Source organism: Klebsiella sp. 54 (genome assembly GCF_018223875.1).
Taxonomy (GTDB): domain Bacteria; phylum Pseudomonadota; class Gammaproteobacteria; order Enterobacterales; family Enterobacteriaceae; genus Klebsiella; species Klebsiella quasipneumoniae.
Window position 1 is genome coordinate 1,216,799 of record NZ_JAGRRA010000002.1, and the last position, 16,125, is coordinate 1,232,923.

At 57.8% G+C, this 16,125-nt stretch carries 12 protein-coding genes and 1 pseudogene; 8 read left to right on the plus strand and 5 right to left on the minus strand.

The window, feature by feature from the left end; all coding sequences use genetic code 11:
- The first annotated feature begins 85 nt into the window (after positions 1 to 85).
- Entirely contained in the window at positions 86 to 1,138 is a 1,053-nt protein-coding gene (locus KHQ24_RS07535; protein WP_004203916.1) for an AbrB family transcriptional regulator, read from the plus strand.
- Between the two features lie 70 nt (positions 1,139 to 1,208).
- Here the strand turns inward: KHQ24_RS07535 and tpx are convergent, their stop codons facing one another.
- The gene (gene tpx, locus KHQ24_RS07540) at positions 1,209 to 1,715 is read right to left on the minus strand and encodes a thiol peroxidase (RefSeq protein WP_004203917.1); all 507 of its coding nucleotides are present in this window, start codon (positions 1,713 to 1,715) and stop codon (positions 1,209 to 1,211) included.
- Positions 1,716 to 1,817: 102 nt separating this feature from the next.
- Here tpx and ycjG point away from each other — a divergent pair, with 102 nt between their 5' ends.
- The gene (ycjG, locus tag KHQ24_RS07545; RefSeq protein ID WP_180241827.1) at positions 1,818 to 2,783 is read left to right on the plus strand and encodes an L-Ala-D/L-Glu epimerase; all 966 of its coding nucleotides are present in this window, start codon (positions 1,818 to 1,820) and stop codon (positions 2,781 to 2,783) included.
- A 2-nt stretch (positions 2,784 to 2,785) separates the two neighbouring features.
- Here the strand turns inward: ycjG and mpaA are convergent, their stop codons facing one another.
- Entirely contained in the window at positions 2,786 to 3,493 is a 708-nt protein-coding gene (gene mpaA / locus KHQ24_RS07550) for a murein tripeptide amidase MpaA (protein ID WP_023318054.1), read from the minus strand.
- 72 nt (positions 3,494 to 3,565) lie between these two features.
- Here mpaA and KHQ24_RS07555 point away from each other — a divergent pair.
- From KHQ24_RS07555 to KHQ24_RS07565, 3 genes and pseudogenes are all read left to right on the plus strand, one after another.
- Positions 3,566 to 3,679 (plus strand): annotated as a pseudogene (locus KHQ24_RS07555) (hypothetical protein); the annotation flags it as partial.
- Positions 3,680 to 5,296 (plus strand): peptide ABC transporter substrate-binding protein, encoded by a 1,617-nt coding sequence (locus KHQ24_RS07560; protein WP_043521279.1) that lies wholly within the window; start codon positions 3,680 to 3,682, stop codon positions 5,294 to 5,296.
- Between the two features lie 411 nt (positions 5,297 to 5,707).
- Positions 5,708 to 6,721, plus strand: coding sequence for a hypothetical protein (locus KHQ24_RS07565; protein ID WP_180241829.1), 1,014 nt, complete (start codon positions 5,708 to 5,710; stop codon positions 6,719 to 6,721).
- 90 nt (positions 6,722 to 6,811) lie between these two features.
- Here KHQ24_RS07565 and KHQ24_RS07570 read toward each other — a convergent pair whose 3' ends face one another.
- Entirely contained in the window at positions 6,812 to 7,696 is an 885-nt protein-coding gene (locus KHQ24_RS07570) for a LysR family transcriptional regulator (RefSeq protein ID WP_094311602.1), read from the minus strand.
- A 169-nt stretch (positions 7,697 to 7,865) separates the two neighbouring features.
- On the opposite strand from KHQ24_RS07570, the gene KHQ24_RS07575 reads away from it, so the two are divergent.
- From KHQ24_RS07575 to KHQ24_RS07585, 3 genes are all read left to right on the plus strand, one after another.
- On the plus strand, positions 7,866 to 8,999 hold the full coding sequence (locus KHQ24_RS07575) for an alpha/beta hydrolase (protein WP_043521183.1): 1,134 nt from the start codon (positions 7,866 to 7,868) through the stop codon (positions 8,997 to 8,999).
- A gap of 68 nt (positions 9,000 to 9,067) precedes the next feature.
- Positions 9,068 to 10,270: an MFS transporter gene (locus KHQ24_RS07580; protein ID WP_194417657.1), complete on the plus strand. Its 1,203-nt coding sequence runs from the start codon at positions 9,068 to 9,070 to the stop codon at positions 10,268 to 10,270.
- A gap of 78 nt (positions 10,271 to 10,348) precedes the next feature.
- Entirely contained in the window at positions 10,349 to 11,218 is an 870-nt protein-coding gene (locus KHQ24_RS07585) for an aldo/keto reductase (RefSeq protein ID WP_017898781.1), read from the plus strand.
- 24 nt (positions 11,219 to 11,242) lie between these two features.
- Here KHQ24_RS07585 and KHQ24_RS07590 read toward each other — a convergent pair whose 3' ends face one another.
- A complete protein-coding gene (locus KHQ24_RS07590) occupies positions 11,243 to 13,441 on the minus strand; it encodes a glycoside hydrolase family 2 protein (protein WP_211777203.1) in 2,199 nt (732 codons plus the stop codon).
- Positions 13,431 to 16,124 (minus strand): hybrid sensor histidine kinase/response regulator, encoded by a 2,694-nt coding sequence (locus KHQ24_RS07595; RefSeq protein ID WP_211777204.1) that lies wholly within the window; start codon positions 16,122 to 16,124, stop codon positions 13,431 to 13,433. The genes KHQ24_RS07590 and KHQ24_RS07595 overlap by 11 nt, the downstream gene beginning before the upstream one ends.
- Position 16,125 lies beyond the last annotated feature (1 nt).

A 16,125-nucleotide genomic window follows, 5' to 3' on the forward strand; every position in this document is an offset into this window, starting at 1 on the left:
GACCTATGTCGCCGGCATTCGGCCTGCAAAGCGGGCCAAACCTGTATATACTGGTTTTTTAATTCTTTTTCCGGGGTGGTGCATCTTGGCGTCGCGTCGCGCGATCGGGCAGTGGCTGATATTGCTGCTGCTCTCCGTTCTCTTTTCCTCGCTGCTGTTACGCCTTCATTTGCCGGCAGCGCTGCTGCTGGGGCCGCTGATCGCCGGTCTCATTTTGAGCCTGCGCGGGGTGAAGCTGAGCATCCCTCGCCCCTGTTATCTGGCGGCGCAGGCCATTGTTGGCTGCATGATCGCCAGGGCGATTAATCCCTCTGTTTTTGGCGTACTGTTCGCTAACTGGGCGCTGGTGCTGGCGATCCTGTTGACCACCCTGGCGATCAGCGGTCTCACCGGCTGGCTGTTGGTTCGCTATAGCGCGCTGCCGGGCGCCACCGGCGCCTGGGGAAGCTCTCCCGGCGGGGCGTCGGCAATGGTAGTGATGGCCCAGGAGTACGGGGCAGATGTGCGGCTGGTGGCGCTGATGCAGTATCTACGGGTGCTGTTTGTGGTCGGCGCGGCGGCGCTGGTGGTGCGCTATGCCCTGGGCAACGAGGCGCAGGCAATGAGCCAGGCCATCGTCTGGTTTGCGCCGTTGACCCTCAATTTTCCTATCACGCTGTTGCTGACGGCGGCGGCCTGTTGGCTGGGCGTCCGGCTGCGTATCCCTTCCGGAGCCATGCTGCTGCCGATGCTGTTCGGCGCGCTGGTCCAGGGCGGCGGCTGGGTGATGCTGGAGCTGCCGGAGTGGTTGCTGGCGATGGCCTACGCGGTGCTGGGCTGGACGGTGGGCCTGCAGTTTAACAAAGCGGTTTTTCTACTGGCCCTGAAGACGCTGCCGCAGATTATCGCCTCCATCCTCGGGCTGATCCTGATGTGCGCCCTGATGGCCCTTGCCCTGACTCATATTTTGCCGATGGACTTTATGACCGCCTATCTGGCCACCAGCCCCGGCGGGCTGGACACCGTGGCGATTATCGCCGCTGGTACCCGGGCGGATATGTCGTTCATCATGGCGCTGCAGACGCTGCGGCTGTTTACCATTTTGCTGACCGGTCCGGCGATGGCGCGGACGATTTCCCGCTATGCGCCGCGGCAATAAAAAGCCCCCGCAGAGCGGGGGCTGAGCAAAGCGAATGTCCGCAGGCGCGATGCGCCAGGGCAGTCTGTTATCAGGCTTTCAGGGCGGCCAGCGCGGCGTCGTAGTCTGGCTCTTCGGTGATTTCGTTCACCAGCTGGCTGTAGACGACCTGATCGTTTTCATCGATAACGACCACGGCGCGAGCGGCCAGGCCAGCCAGCGGACCGGCAGAGATAGCGACGCCGTAGTCAGCGAGGAACGATGCGCCGCGCAGCGTGGAAAGGGTCACCACGTTGCTCAGGCCTTCGGCGCCGCAGAAGCGAGACTGGGCGAACGGCAGGTCAGCGGAAATGCACAGCACCACGGTGTTGTCCAGTTCAGCGGCCAGCTGGTTGAATTTACGCACTGATGCGGCGCACACGCCGGTATCAATGCTCGGGAAAATATTCAGTACTTTACGTTTGCCGGCGTACTGGCTCAGCGCGACGTCAGAGAGATCTTTGGCGACCAGCGTAAACGGCTGCGCTTTAGCGCCTGCCTGCGGAATGGTGCCCTGAACAGAAACGGGGTTGCCCTGGAAATGCACGGTTTGTGACATGGTTATCTTCCTGTTTACATATAGTTAACGTCGCGAGTAGTGTATGACATCCGCCAGCTACACGGCAAACCCTATTTAACATTTACCAGAGAGGACAAGGGAATGCGCAACGTGCGAGTGTATGAGGAAGCCTGGCCGCTCCACACCCCCTTTGTGATCGCCCGCGGCAGCCGCAGCGAGGCAAAAGTGGTGGTGGTGGAACTGGAAGAGGACGGTGTGAAAGGCGTGGGCGAATGCACGCCTTATCCCCGCTATGGCGAGAGCATCGCTTCGGTCATGGCCCAGGTGATGGCGATCGGCGAGCAGCTGGAGGCGGGACTTACCTGCGAACAGCTGCAGCGGCTGCTACCGGCAGGCGCCGCGCGCAATGCCATTGACTGCGCCCTGTGGGATCTGCAGGCGCGGCGCGAAGGCAAAACCTTGCCCCAGCTGCTGGGGGTGACGTTGCCAAACCGGGTGATCACCGCCCAGACGGTGGTCATTGGCACGGCGGATCAGATGGCGGCCAGCGCCGCGGCGCTGTGGCAGAAGGGCGCTCAGCTGTTGAAGGTGAAGCTCGACGACCGGCTGATCAGCGAGCGGTTAATCGCTATCCGTCAGGCGGCGCCGGAGGCTACGCTGATTGTCGACGCCAATGAATCCTGGCACAGCGAGGGGCTGGCGGCGCGCTGCCAGCTGCTGGCGGACCTCGGCGTGGCGATGCTTGAGCAGCCGCTCCCTGCCGACGCCGATGCGGCGCTGGAAAATTTCGTCCATCCGCTGCCAATTTGCGCCGACGAGAGCTGCCATACCCGGGAGAGCCTGCCCAGGCTGCGCGGACGCTATGAGATGGTCAATATCAAACTGGACAAAACCGGCGGCCTGACCGAAGCGCTGGCCCTGGCCGGGGAGGCAGAACGACAGGGCTTTGGACGGATGCTGGGCTGTATGCTCTGCACCTCGCGCGGGATCGCCGCCGCGCTCCCCCTGGCGCCGCTGGCGCGCTTCGCCGACCTCGACGGCCCGACATGGCTGGCGGTGGACGTCGAGCCGGCGCTGCGGTTCAGCACCGGCGTGCTTCATCTTTAAGTTTAAGCCTGCCAGCGCAGCAGGTCGGTCATCGCCGGCAGGTAACGCTCCGTTGCCTCGTCGGCGGAGACCGGCGGAAACTCGGCGGTGATGCAGGGGAGCCCGATATCGGCGCACCAGCTGCCAAAGGAACCTGGGGTGTCGTAGCCCACGCTGCCCACCAGCGGCAGTGAGAAGGCGTCCGCCAGCCAGTGTCCCAGCGGGCTGTGTCCCGGGTCTTCGATGCAGGCCAGCGGATCGTGAAAGGAGACCACCCACGCCGGATGGATCTGATGGATCAACTGACACAGGGCCTGGGTCTCCCGCTCCGAGCCAGGCTGCTCGCCGGTCAACAGCACCACGTCTCGTTCCGCCGCCGCGCTGTTCCAGCGGTACACCGTTTCCCCTTGTCTCCAGTTAGCGGCCGGAAAGTTACGGTTGAGGTCAACGCCGCGGGCGTTGGCGCGTAGCCCGAGCTGACAGCCGTCAGGATTGACCGTCAGGACCACGTGGTGGCGGCGCAGCTCCGGCTTCAGGGTGCGCAGGGCGCAGGAGAGGGTCACAATCGACGAATTCTCATCGCCGTGGGTGCCGGCAATAATCAGGCCGCTGCGGCTGTCGGCCATCGGCGCAGGAAACCACAGCAGCGGCGCGCCCAGTTCCGAGCTGCCGTACTGCCGGGTTCCCGGCGGAAAGTCGCCGCGCTGCGGGCGAGGACGTGAAATAGACATAGGGCTTCCTGTGTGTCGTTATTATTCAGTGTTGGCGAAAAGCGTGTTGGATTCAAACCCATTCCCGGAGGCGTGAAATCCGACGGCACATCAATTTTCTATCATATGTTGTTTGCAATTTCAGGTGATGAAACAAATAATTATCGCTCTGTTGGCGGTGTTTTTTCTCATTTTAAAGGGGATCTTATGAAGTATCCTGTCGCTTTGACATGCGGCGCGCTGTGGTTAGCCAGCGTATCTTCTCTGGCCTGGGCGGCGGACGTACCGCCTGGCACGGTACTGGCGGAAAAACAGCAGTTGGTGCGCCATATCAAAGATGAACCCGCCTCGTTAGATCCCGCCAAAGCGGTGGGTCTGCCGGAAATCCAGGTGATCCGCGATCTGTTTGAAGGTTTAGTCAATCAGGATGCGAAAGGCAACCTGGTGCCGGGGGTGGCGACCCGCTGGCAGAGCAATGATAACCGCGTCTGGACCTTTACCCTGCGCGATAACGCCCGCTGGTCCGACGGTACGCCGGTCACCGCCGAGGATTTCGTCTATAGCTGGCGGCGTCTGGTGGATCCGAAAACCACTTCGCCGTTCGCCTGGTTCGCGGCGCTGGCGGGGATCGCCAACGCGCAGAACATCATCGACGGCAAAGCCGCGCCGGAGACCCTGGGGGTCACCGCCGTTGACGCCCACACCCTGCGGGTGCAGCTGGATAAGCCGTTGCCATGGTTCAGCAACCTGACCGCCAGCTTTGCCTTCTATCCGGTGCAAAAAGCCAATGTCGACAGCGGCGCGAACTGGACGCGGCCCGGCAGCCTGGTGGGCAACGGCGCCTATGTTCTGAAAGATCGCGTCGTGAATGAAAAGCTGGTGCTGGTGCCGAACACCCACTACTGGGATAACGCCAAAACGGTGATCCAGCAGGTCACCTTTGTGCCGATCAACCAGGAGTCCGCCGCCACCAAGCGCTATCTGGCCGGCGATATCGATATCACCGAATCTTTCCCGAAAAATATGTACCAGAAGCTGCTGAAGGATATTCCGGGACAGGTGTATACCCCGCCGCAGCTGGGCACCTACTATTACGCCTTTAATACCCAAAAAGGGCCGACAGCGGACGAGCGGGTGCGACTGGCGCTGAGTATGACCATCGATCGCCGGGTGATGGCGGAGAAAGTGCTAGGGACCGGGGAAAAACCGGCCTGGCGTTTCACACCGGACGTAACGGCGGGCTTCACGCCGCAGCCGTCGCAGTTTGAGAGTATGAGTCAGGCCGAGCTTAACGCCCAGGCGAAAGCCCTGCTGGCCGCCGCCGGCTATGGCCCGAATCGCCCGCTAAAGCTGACGCTGCTGTATAACACCTCTGAGAACCATCAGAAGATTGCCATCGCAGTGGCGTCGATGTGGAAGAAGAACCTCGGCGTGGATGTGAAGCTGCAGAATCAGGAGTGGAAAACCTATATCGACAGCCGCAACACCGGCAATTTCGATGTGATCCGCGCCTCCTGGGTAGGGGATTACAACGAGCCGTCCACTTTCCTGTCGCTACTGACTTCCACCCACAGCGGAAATATTTCCCGCTTTAACGATCCGGCGTACGACAAAATCCTCGCCCAGGCGGCGGTGGAGAATTCGGCCAAAGCGCGTAACGATGATTACAACGCGGCGGAGAAGATCATTATGGCCAAAGCGCCAATTGCGCCGATCTACCAGTACACCAACGGTCGGCTGATTAAGCCGTGGCTGAAAGGCTACCCGATCACCAACCCGGAAGATGTGGCCTACAGCCGTACCATGTATATCGTTAAACACTGATGCGTACTGGCCTCCTGCTCAGGGCAGGTAGCCATTGCTGAACCCAGAGCTGGCGCGGATTGCGGCGCCAGTTATTTATTAATAAGTAAATCAGCCAATTGAGAATTTGGTGCTTTAAGTTTTGCCAGATCTTAAAAATTAATATCGTCTTCATATAATGAAAAACCAGAACTAAATAATTTTTCATGTTCGAAATATATAAAAAGGCTGTCCTTTTCATATTATATATTCAGTAACTGGTCGCACCGAAGATCGACTTAAGTGAAAATACCAGTTTTCTGTAATCCTGAATTACTAACAATGTACATTGATTTCAGATGTCCGGTATGGACGGTAGCACCATAGAATAGACGGGGGGGGACTATTTCTGTTATAACTGTCTGCAATATTATTTGTTACAAAAGGGAATTAATGATGGCAAATACACTTCGCTCAATACCTATGCTATTAGTGATTGGTTTTAATCTATTGCTGGCCATCCTGTTTAGTTTGATCTATGCCAGGAAGCAGCCGGAAAGTGATCTATTCATCATCATAACATTTACTGGTATGTTATCAATTTCTGCATATATTATAAATTTTTACTCTGTTCCGACCTTTGCAACTAGTGAGAAAAAGAAAATAAAAGGTGTCTTTCCTGGACGAAGAGGTAAGCTAAAAAGAATTATTACAGACTCGATGGTACTAATCCTGGTTTTTTTTGTTTCAGGAACGATAGTATTTTCAGGGAGTGATTTGAATTATGGTCTTACTCTCTTAGCTATTTCAACAGGATATTTTACGTTCTTGTTTGTTAATTATTATTTTTTGTGTATGTCAAGAGTAAAAGAAAATATAGTCAAAATAATAAATAAAATTCTTTTTATTGTGTTCTCGATTATATTGTTTTTTTCTAAGATGATTGCAAACGGTTTTGTTAAAGAGTTTTTTGATGTTGATATCGCTAAAGTTCCTTATATTAGTTGGTCATTCTCGATTTTGTTTGCCATTCCATTTTTTTTGATTACTTCCCACGTGGGGGGGATGATTTTAGAAGGTACAACAGATTTATTCCGGATAAGAAAAATTAAAGTGCCTTCGATGATCCATTATTCGATATTATGTTTATCTTGCGTTTTTTTTAGCATTAGTTATATTTCTTATTTGGGTAGCGCAGGTTGGTTATTTAATGCTGTGACGAAAAAGGTTTATTCTTATGATACCAGGAGCTCTTTTCAATGCAATAATAAGTACTGGACGATTCCAGAGTTAGGGAAGGATGCGAGGTATCTCGCTGAAACATCTGATAGTTACCGTGTTATCTATATTAGAGGAAATAAAATTAATGTGGAAGTTGTAAAATGTGAAAAAAAAGAAGGATATATCCGTTTTCCCATTGAAAATGCTAACGATATATTAAAAAAGCCGGTTCCACAGGGAGGCTGACTCACGTAAGGCTGCGAATATTGAGTCTTGATTTAGTGCGGATAGAGGTACATTTTGCCACAGTTCTAAACACGATCCAGGCATCCTCTACTACATTCGCAATGTATCAATGACCGCTCTCAGCGCGGGCGATACATTGCGGTGCGGGTAATAGAGAAATGAACCTTCCAGACGCTGGCTATAACGCTGGAGCACCCGGATAAGCGTGCCCTGCGCTAGATCGTCGGTAATGAGTTCTTCCGGGACATAGGCCAGCCCCAGACCGAGCCTGGCCGCTTTGGCTTCCATATAGCTATCGGCGAAAGCCCACTGTCCCTGCGGCGGATGAGTGATTTTTTTGCCATCCACGTTAAGTTCCCAGGCGTAAAGGCTGCCGTCGCCGAACTGATAGGCGATGCAGGGATGACCGGTTAAATCGGCAGGGGTTTGCGGAAAGCCGTAGCGACGAAAATGCTCCGGGGTTCCGACAACCGCCATCTCCATATCGGGCGAAATACGTACCGCAATCATGCCACTCCCCACTTCCGGGCCCAGACGCACGCCCGCATCGAAACGCTCCGCAATAATATCGACGAACCGGCTTTCGGTGATCAGTTCCAGGCGGATATCGGGATAGCGTTGTTTAAATATCGCCAGCTTAGGCAGCAGAACTTTATCAATAGCGTGCTGGCTGGCATTGATGCGAACCGTACCGGACGGTGTTTGCCGATAATGGGCCAGCGTGGCGAGTCCCATATCTAAGGCGTCGAAACCGGATTCGACATTGTGATAGAGCTGCTCACCCGCCTGAGTGAGCGACAACCGGCGGGTGGTGCGCACCAGAAGCTGAACGCCCAGCCGCTCTTCGAGTTCGCGAACCGCACGGCTGATCCCGGACTGCGCCAGACCCAGTCGTTGCGCTGCGGCGGTAAAACTGCCTTCCCGCACCACCTGCATAAACAGGTAGAGGTCATTATAGTTTTCCCGTTTCGCCATCTTCCGCCTCGTAACAATCGCGCTATTTAGAACTAAATGGTATTAATCTTAGCATTTTTTAGCCTCTAATAAGCACTTTTATTGCTAGCTACAATAAGCGCATGACAACAAAGCCCAGCAGCGTTGTCCTCTGGAGACTGGTTTTTACACGTTTATTTAGGGGGATTTAATGACGGTTTTCAGCAAAAAAATGACAGCCACGATACCCGCCATGCTGCTATGCGCCTTATTAAGTGGAGCCACAACGATGAGTTATGCTGATACAACTAACCCGAACGCACCTGTTTCATTGATTGAACAATGGGATAAAACATTCCCGGAGAGCGCAAAAGTGGATCACCGTAAGGTGACCTTTCAGAACCGCTACGGGATTACCTTAGTTGGAGATCTCTACCTGCCGAAGGATCGCGGTGAACGCAAACTGGCAGCTATTGCCGTGAGCGGTCCCTTCGGCGCGGTAAAAGAGCAGTCCAGCGGCCTGTATGCCCAGACGCTGGCCGAACAGGGGTTTGTCACCCTGGCGTTTGACCCATCCTATACGGGCGAAAGCGGTGGCTACCCACGCAACGTGGCCTCACCGGATATCAATACCGAGGATTTCAGTGCCGCGGTGGACTTTCTGGGCCTGCAAAAAGAGGTGGATCGCAACCGTATCGGTTTGCTCGGCATTTGCGGCTGGGGTGGTATGGCCCTAAACGACGCGGCGATGGATACACGCGTCAAAGCGGTGGCGACCAGCGTCATGTATGACATGAGCCGCGCGATGGGTCATGGGGTAGGCGATGGCAAAGACCGCTACACGACAGCCGACCGCCGAGCGGTACTGCAGTACTTGAACGCGCAGCGCTGGAAGGATGCGGCAAACGGCACTTTCGCCCCAGGTGGGCATGACATATATGTTGATGATAAAGGCAACGTCAGCGCTGCCGCTCGTATTTTGCCGGAAACCTTGCCCGCCAACCCCAACCCGGTGCTGAAAGAGTTCTTCGATTATTACCGTATGCCGCGAGGTTTCCATGCGCGTTCGGTTAATTCAACCGGGGCATGGAATGCGACGATGCCGCTGTCGTTTATGAATATGCCGCTGCTGAGTTACGCCAGCGAAGTGACTATTCCGACGCTTATTGTGACCGGCGAACAAGCCCATTCACGCTATTTTGCCGAAGATGCTTTCAAGGCGATCGGCAGCAAAGAGAAAGCGCTGGTGATTGTCCCTGGGGCAAACCATGTCGACCTCTATGACAACGCCGCGGGCAAAATTCCCTTTGCTACGTTCGCGCAGTTTTTCGAAACCAACCTGTAATCGCTCTCCTGTGCCGGAGACATCCCCAAAGCCGCCTGCTGGCGGCTTTGTTTTGTCGGAGATAAATAATGTCTGGATTACATAACACCCGCGCATACTGGAGCGGCGTCCTGGCGATGACGCTCTGCGTATTTGTGCTCATTGCCTCAGAGTTTATGCCGGTCAGTCTGTTGACACCCATCGCGGGTGATTTACACATTACCGAGGGATTAGCAGGCCAGGGGATCGCGCTTTCTGGCGCGCTGGCGGTACTGACCAGCCTGACGATTTCCCGTCTTACCGGGTCGCTGGACCGTAAATGGCTGCTGCTGGGGCTCACGGCGCTGATGGCGGCCTCAGGATTGATGATTGCCCAGGCGTCCAGTTTTCCGGTTTATATGCTGGGCAGGGCGCTCATCGGGATCGTCATTGGCGGATTCTGGTCATTGTCGGCAGCAACGGCCATTCGGCTGGTGCCGCAACGCCAGGTTCCCCGCGCGCTGGCCATTTTTAACGGTGGTAACGCATTGGCCACGGTCGTCGCGGCCCCGCTGGGCAGCTACCTGGGGGCCACCGTCGGCTGGCGCGGCGCCTTTTTATGTCTCGTCCCGCTGGCGATGGTAGCCTTCATCTGGCAATGCGTTAGCCTGCCATCGATGAAAAGTCAGCGCGCACCAGAGCGGCAGGGAACCGTGCTGCGTCTGTTCCGTCGCTCGACGGTATCCCTTGGATTGTTGGCCTGCGGGCTGTTCTTTATGGGGCAGTTTACCTTATTTACCTATGTGCGACCGTTTCTGGAGATAGTGACTCGAGTCAAGCCTTCTGGCCTCTCCCTGATATTACTGGCGATTGGCGCCGCCGGTTTTGTCGGCACGCTGCTTATTACGACCGTTCTGAACGCCCGGTTTTATCCGACACTGGTGGCTATCCCTTTGTTAATGGCCGCGATTGCCGGAACGCTTCTGCTGGCCGGGCACCACACAGGTTCAGTCGCCGTACTGTTAAGCCTGTGGGGCCTGCTGGCGACGGCAGCGCCCACCGGCTGGTGGACATGGATTGCGCGGACGCTGCCCGAGGATGCGGAGACGGGCGGTGGTCTGATGGTCGCCGTGATCCAACTATCGATTGCCCTCGGGTCAACGGCAGGAGGCCTGGTGTTTGATAGTCTGGGATGGCGCAGCACTTTTGCTCTGAGCGGTCTGTTACTTTTGGGCGCGGCAGGGGGGAGCTTCCTGCTTTCTGTCAAACACAGGAGATATCAGCGCACTGCGATTAATGAGCTGGATGCATAAGTCAAATCACAAATGACGGGGTAATCGCGGCGATGTTTCTGGTCTATCATGAAATTTTTAACAAACTGAGACTGCACCGTGGAATATTGTGTATTAAGTAACAACCGTAAAATGCCGATGCTGGGTTTTGGCGTTTTTAAGGTGACCGATAAAGCAGAGTGTAAGCGGGCGGTGCTGAACGCTATTCGTACCGGCTATCGCCTTATCGATACCGCTGCCGTCTACGATAATGAAGATGCGGTGGGGGAGGCCGTTCGCGAAGCCATCGCCGAAGGTCTGTGTACCCGCGAGGCGCTATTTATCACCTCCAAACTGTGGGTTCAGGACATGGCCAACGCCGGGATGGCGAAAGCCGGTATCGCCGCGTCCTTAAAAAAATCCGGGCTGGAATACTTCGATCTTTATCTGTTGCATCAGGCGATGGGCGATTATTTCAGCGCCTGGCGCGCGCTGGAGGAGGCTTATGAGGCCGGTATCCTGAAAGCGATTGGCGTGTCCAATTTCTACGCCCATGTGTTAGCGAACTTCTGCGAAACCGTCAGAATTAAGCCGATGGTGAACCAGGTCGAACTGCATCCTTATTTCGCCCAGCCCGCGGCGCTGGAAACCATGAAGCACTATCACGTTCAGCCGGAAGCCTGGGCGCCGTTAGGCGGCGGCAGACATAACCCGTATGAAGAGGCAACGCTGCAGGAGATTGCCGATGCCCATCATAAAACCATTGCGCAGGTTATCCTGCGCTGGAACGTGCAGCGTGGCGTCACGGTCATTCCAAAATCCACCCGCCAGGAGCGTATTGAAGAGAACTTTGCCATCTGGGATTTCTCGCTCACCGCGCGCGAAATGGCGCAAATCAGCGCTCTGGATTTAGGCTATGTCGGCGAAGCGGTAAAACACTTTAACCCTCAATTCGTTCGCGGTTGTCTGGGGGTGAAAATCCACGACTGATCGCGGCTCAGCGGGAAGCCTCCTTCATTTCGCTGCCTGGGCCGCGGCGACGGGTTCGCTATGCTGGTTAGCCCCCACGCGTTTGCCGCGACGGTTGTCAATACGGTAGACGATCGTCACGGGCTGCTGGCCGGCGGGGGTGACGGTCAGCTCCCTGACCATCTGGCCGGCGTCGGGCGGCAGGGTCCGCGTGGTTTCCCCCTGAGTCAGTATCCGACCATTTTGCCTGACCTGCCAGGTCAGGCGACAATCCTCGCAGGCTGTCCAGGTATCGTTAATCGCCCACAGGCGCACCGTCGCCGGGCTACCCTGACGCCAGCTGGCGGTCACCGGCTCGATGGACGGCAGGATCGGCTGATAGGCTCGCTGCAGGGCATAGTAACCCGCCTTTGGCTGGCGCAGATAATCCACCACCCCCCAGTTGATGGAGGGCCATGTCTCGACAAACATAAACTGGAACAAGGCGGTCACCGGCTGATAACGCTGGCGACGATAGCTCTCCGCCGCCAGGGCCACCAGCCTGGCCTGATACGCCTGGGTGTTTTCAATCATCTCCTGAATATTGTTGCCTCGCGGAATCCCGGCGAATTTAAAGGTCTGGAAAGGCTGAAAATTATGGTACTTCCATCGCACCCAGCCGGGATCGTCGGCGGCGGTGGTTTTCGGCCACAGCAGACGGGCCGGGATAATGGTCTTCAGGGTGGAGAGGCGGGGCAGCGCCTGGGCGCCAAACTCGGTAATAATCCCGGTTTTCGCCGGGGCGAGCAGGTCGCGCAGGGTGCCGAAATACCACCCTGCCCAGTAGTGCTCTTCGACAGCGGAAAAGCGATGCACGATGCGGGAGGTGTCTTCCGCCAGCGCATCGCCCACCCGCTGCGTCAGGGTCTGGTTTAAGGTTTTACGCCAGTCGGGGAAGCGTTTCTCCATCCACGGCGAGTTCCACGGCGGCTCGTTGTGACCGCCCCAGACAATAATCGCCGGCGAATTGCCGAACTGGTCCATCATCGCCCGGGTCTGGCGCACGGCGTTATCGGCGAAGGCGGCGCTATCATCATAACCCCACTGCAGCGGGACATCCTGCCAAATCATGAGTCCCATCTCATCGGCCACCTCATACAGCGCGCGGCCCGCCACGTGGCCATGAACGCGGATGGCGTTGGCGTTCATCGCCGTGACCAGTCTGAAATCCCGGAGATACTTTTTCCGCGTCATGGTGCTCAGCCACGGCGAGCCAATATAGTTGCTGCCCTTGATGAACAGCCGTCTGTCATTGATGCGCCAGCCCTGATTATCCGCCAGCGCTTCCACCTTACGTAATCCGGTGCGGGTGACGGCGGTATCCATGATCCCCCGCTTATCCACGAGGGTGGCGCGCACGCGGTACAGGTTCGGTTTACTTGTGCCCACCGGCCACCAGAGCTTTGCCGAGGGCATGGGCAGCGAGACGCGCAGAGTGCCTGCGGTATTCTCCAGGGTGACCGCAAAGGCCTGCTGAAAAGGCGGGCCGGAAAAATTGTCCGGGGTGGCCGTCAGGCGCAGCGTGACGGGGCCGGGCGTCACGGCCCGATAGCGGATTTCGGCACGCAGCATGGGCTTCTCCAGCCCCTGTCGCCAGTCCGGGCGCAGGATCACCTCGTCGATAGTGACGCCGCGGCTCAGATGGAGCTTCACCGGCGCCCAGATCCCCCCGGAGTTGGCATCCTGCCCCTGAACCGACCAGGCGCCGCCCGGACGGGTATCGTGCTGATTGAGGATCCCTTTCATCAGCGTCTTGTGCAGCGGCCAGATCTTTTGCGGGTCTTCATAGGGGCTGTCGACCCGCACGGCGAGCTGATTATGGCGGCGAACGGCCCCGGTGATGTCCACCGGGAAGCGCTGAAAATAGCCTTCGTGCCGGGTCAGCGTCTTGCCGTTGAGCGCCACCTCGGCAAAGTAATCGACGCCGTCAAACACCAGCGTAGCCATGGCGTCCGGCGTCAGGCCATGCAGGGTAAATTGATGGCGATACCACAGGGCGCCCTGATGATCGTATCCGGCGCTGTACCAGTTTGCCGGTACCCGCAGCGTGCGCCAGTCGCCGTCCGAAGCCTGCGCGCCGGCGAAGGCGCTGTCGTTGGCGTCATGCACCCGCCATTGTCCGGCCAGTGACCAGGTCACCGGCGCAGAACCGGCGTGCGCCAGCGGCAGGCAAATGACCAGCAGCAGAAGACGTCTAGCGATCATGGGGAACCTCCTGCGTTCTGCGGCGCAGCCACAGGTGGCAGCCCGCGATCGCCTCGGTCAGCGCGTCGCGCAGGTCGCCCGGCACGCTTTGGTCTGGCGAGGCCGCCTGGCTCTCCAGCCGCTGGAGCACACTGGCAAGGTATTGAAAACCAAGGGTGGCCGCCTCGCCGCGCAGCTTGTGGGCGGCGCGGCGCCATGTCTCCCGGTCATTGGCGTCAATGGCGTGGTTGAGGGCGGCGGCCGCAGCATTAAGTCCTGCAGCGAAGAGTCCCAGCAACTCCTCGACAAGCTCAGGATCGTCGGCGCACTGTTTCAGCAGGCGGGCTTCGTCCGGCAGGCCTTCCTCTTCCTCCGGCGCGCTATCTTCCGCCGCGCCGACGCGGGCGATGGCTTCCCGTAGCGCCTCCTGGCTCACCGGCTTGGCGATATAGCCGTCAAAACCCATCGCCAGACAGCGTTCTCTATCGCCCTGCATAGCGTGGGCGGTCATGGCAATCGCGGGCTGATGTTGCCTGCCCAGCGCCTGGGTCTCTTCCCGCAGCAGGCGGATGGCGGTTTCACCGTCCATCTCCGGCATTTGCAGATCGATCAGCAGAAGATCCCAGCAGGCTGCGCGCCAGCGCTCCAGCGCTTCCCGACCGTTGTTCACTACCTCGCAGCGGTGACCCAACTGCTCCAGCAGCCGTCTGGCGACCTTCTGGTTTACCAGGTTGTCCTCGGCGAGCAGGATATTTAGCCCGGTCTGGTCCCTGACCGGTTGCGCAACGGGGGCAGGCGTTATCGTCACCACCGGCGTGGGCACCAGAATGCCGGCGATAACCTGATGCAGTTCGCGCTGTGCCACCGGTTTATGCAGATAGTGGGCAATGCCGATGCGCTTAAGCATATTGGCGTCAAAATGACGGCTCATGGAGCTGAGCATAACAATCTGGCTTTGCCGGGCTTCAGGCAAAGCGGAGAGCTCCAGCGCCAGGGATACGCCGTCCATATCCGGCATCTGCGCGTCCAGCAGGATCAGCGGCCATGGCGGGCCTTCGGCGGCCCGGCGTAGCGCCTCGCCAGCGTTGTTCACGCAGGTTGGCATCAGTCCCATCTGGCGAAGCATGGCGTCAAGCAGGCGCAGGTTGGTGCTGTTGTCGTCAACCACCAGCACCCGCTGGTGGTTGAAGCGGCTCAGCGGGGCGCTACCGGAGGCTGCGGCGTTCAGGCCTTCCAGCGGCAGGGTGAAGGCAAATTCGCTGCCTGCCCCAGGCTGGCTCTCCACCGTCAGCTCACCGCCCATCAGGCTGACCAGGCGGGCCGAAATGGTTAACCCCAGTCCGGTGCCGCCGTAGCGACGGGTGGTGGAGCTATCGGCCTGGCTGAAGGCCTCGAAGATCGCCTTTTGCTTCTCCGGGGCAATGCCGATGCCGGTATCGCGAATGCGAAAGCGCCAGCGGTTGTCGTCCTCGGCCGGCGCTATCGCCAGCAGGACCTCCCCCTGATGAGTGAACTTCAGAGCATTACCCAGCAGGTTGGTCAGGATTTGCCGCAGCCGGGGGCCATCGACGATCAGCACCTCAGGCACCGCAGGGGAGATATCCACCAGCAGCTCAATGCCCTTTTCGCTGGCGGCAGGCATATGCGGGCGGATCAGCGACTGAACAAAAGGGCGGATCTCCAGCGGCTCTACGTCCACCTGCATCTTGCCCGACTCAATGCGTGAAAAATCAAGAATGTCATTGATAATGTGCAGCAGCGACTGGGCTGAGCTCATCACCAGCGACAGGTACTCTCGCTGCTCCGCGGTCAGCGGCGTGTCGAGGCAGAGCTGCGTCATGCCGAGAATGCCGTTCATCGGGGTGCGGATTTCGTGGCTCATATTGGCGAGGAAAGCGCTTTTCGCTTCGTTCGCCTCGCGGGCCTCCTTCGCCGCCTCAATGGCCAGCAGCTCTGCGGCTTTACGCCGGGTAATATCCTGCAAGGTGCCGATCACCCGCTCTGCCTGCTGCTGCATGTTGAGGGTGACGATCTGCCCCGAGAGCAGCATCCAGCGCCAGCCCTGCGTCGGGTGCTGGACGCGAAGCTCACATTCAAAAACCGGCATGTGCTCGTTTTGCGAGGCGATCATCGCCTGCTGCAGAGTGGCTCGATCGTCCTCGTGGACCAGGTTGAGCATAAAGCGCAGCGGAAAGCGCCACTGCGCCCGCGACTGGCCGACCATCGCCAGCAGGGTGTCATTCACCTGCAGGCTGTCGCCGGAGACCTGCCAGTCCCAGATGCCGATCTGGATCGACTCCGCGGTGAATAAAAAGTCATCATGCAGTTGATGACGCGAACGCCGGGCCTCGTCAAGCTCGGTGATGTCGGTATGCAGGCTGACAATCCCGCCATCCGCCAGCCGCTGATGCTGAACGTAAATCCGGCGGTTGCCCGACTGGCGGACCTCACAGTGGTTCGTCTGGCGGCAGTTGCGGATAATCGCCTCGCGCAGCGTCTGTTGCCGGCCTGGGTCGATGTTATATCCGGCATCGATAAACTTCTCCGCCAGGCTCTCAAGAGAGGCGCCGACGGCGAGCCAGGGCGCGATCGTTGGATAAAACAGCGCCACCTTATTATTCCAGGCCTGCAGTCGTTCGCGCTCATCGTAGATCATCACCGCCGAGGGCAGGAGGTTAAGGTCGTTACGGTTAGCGGCATGCATG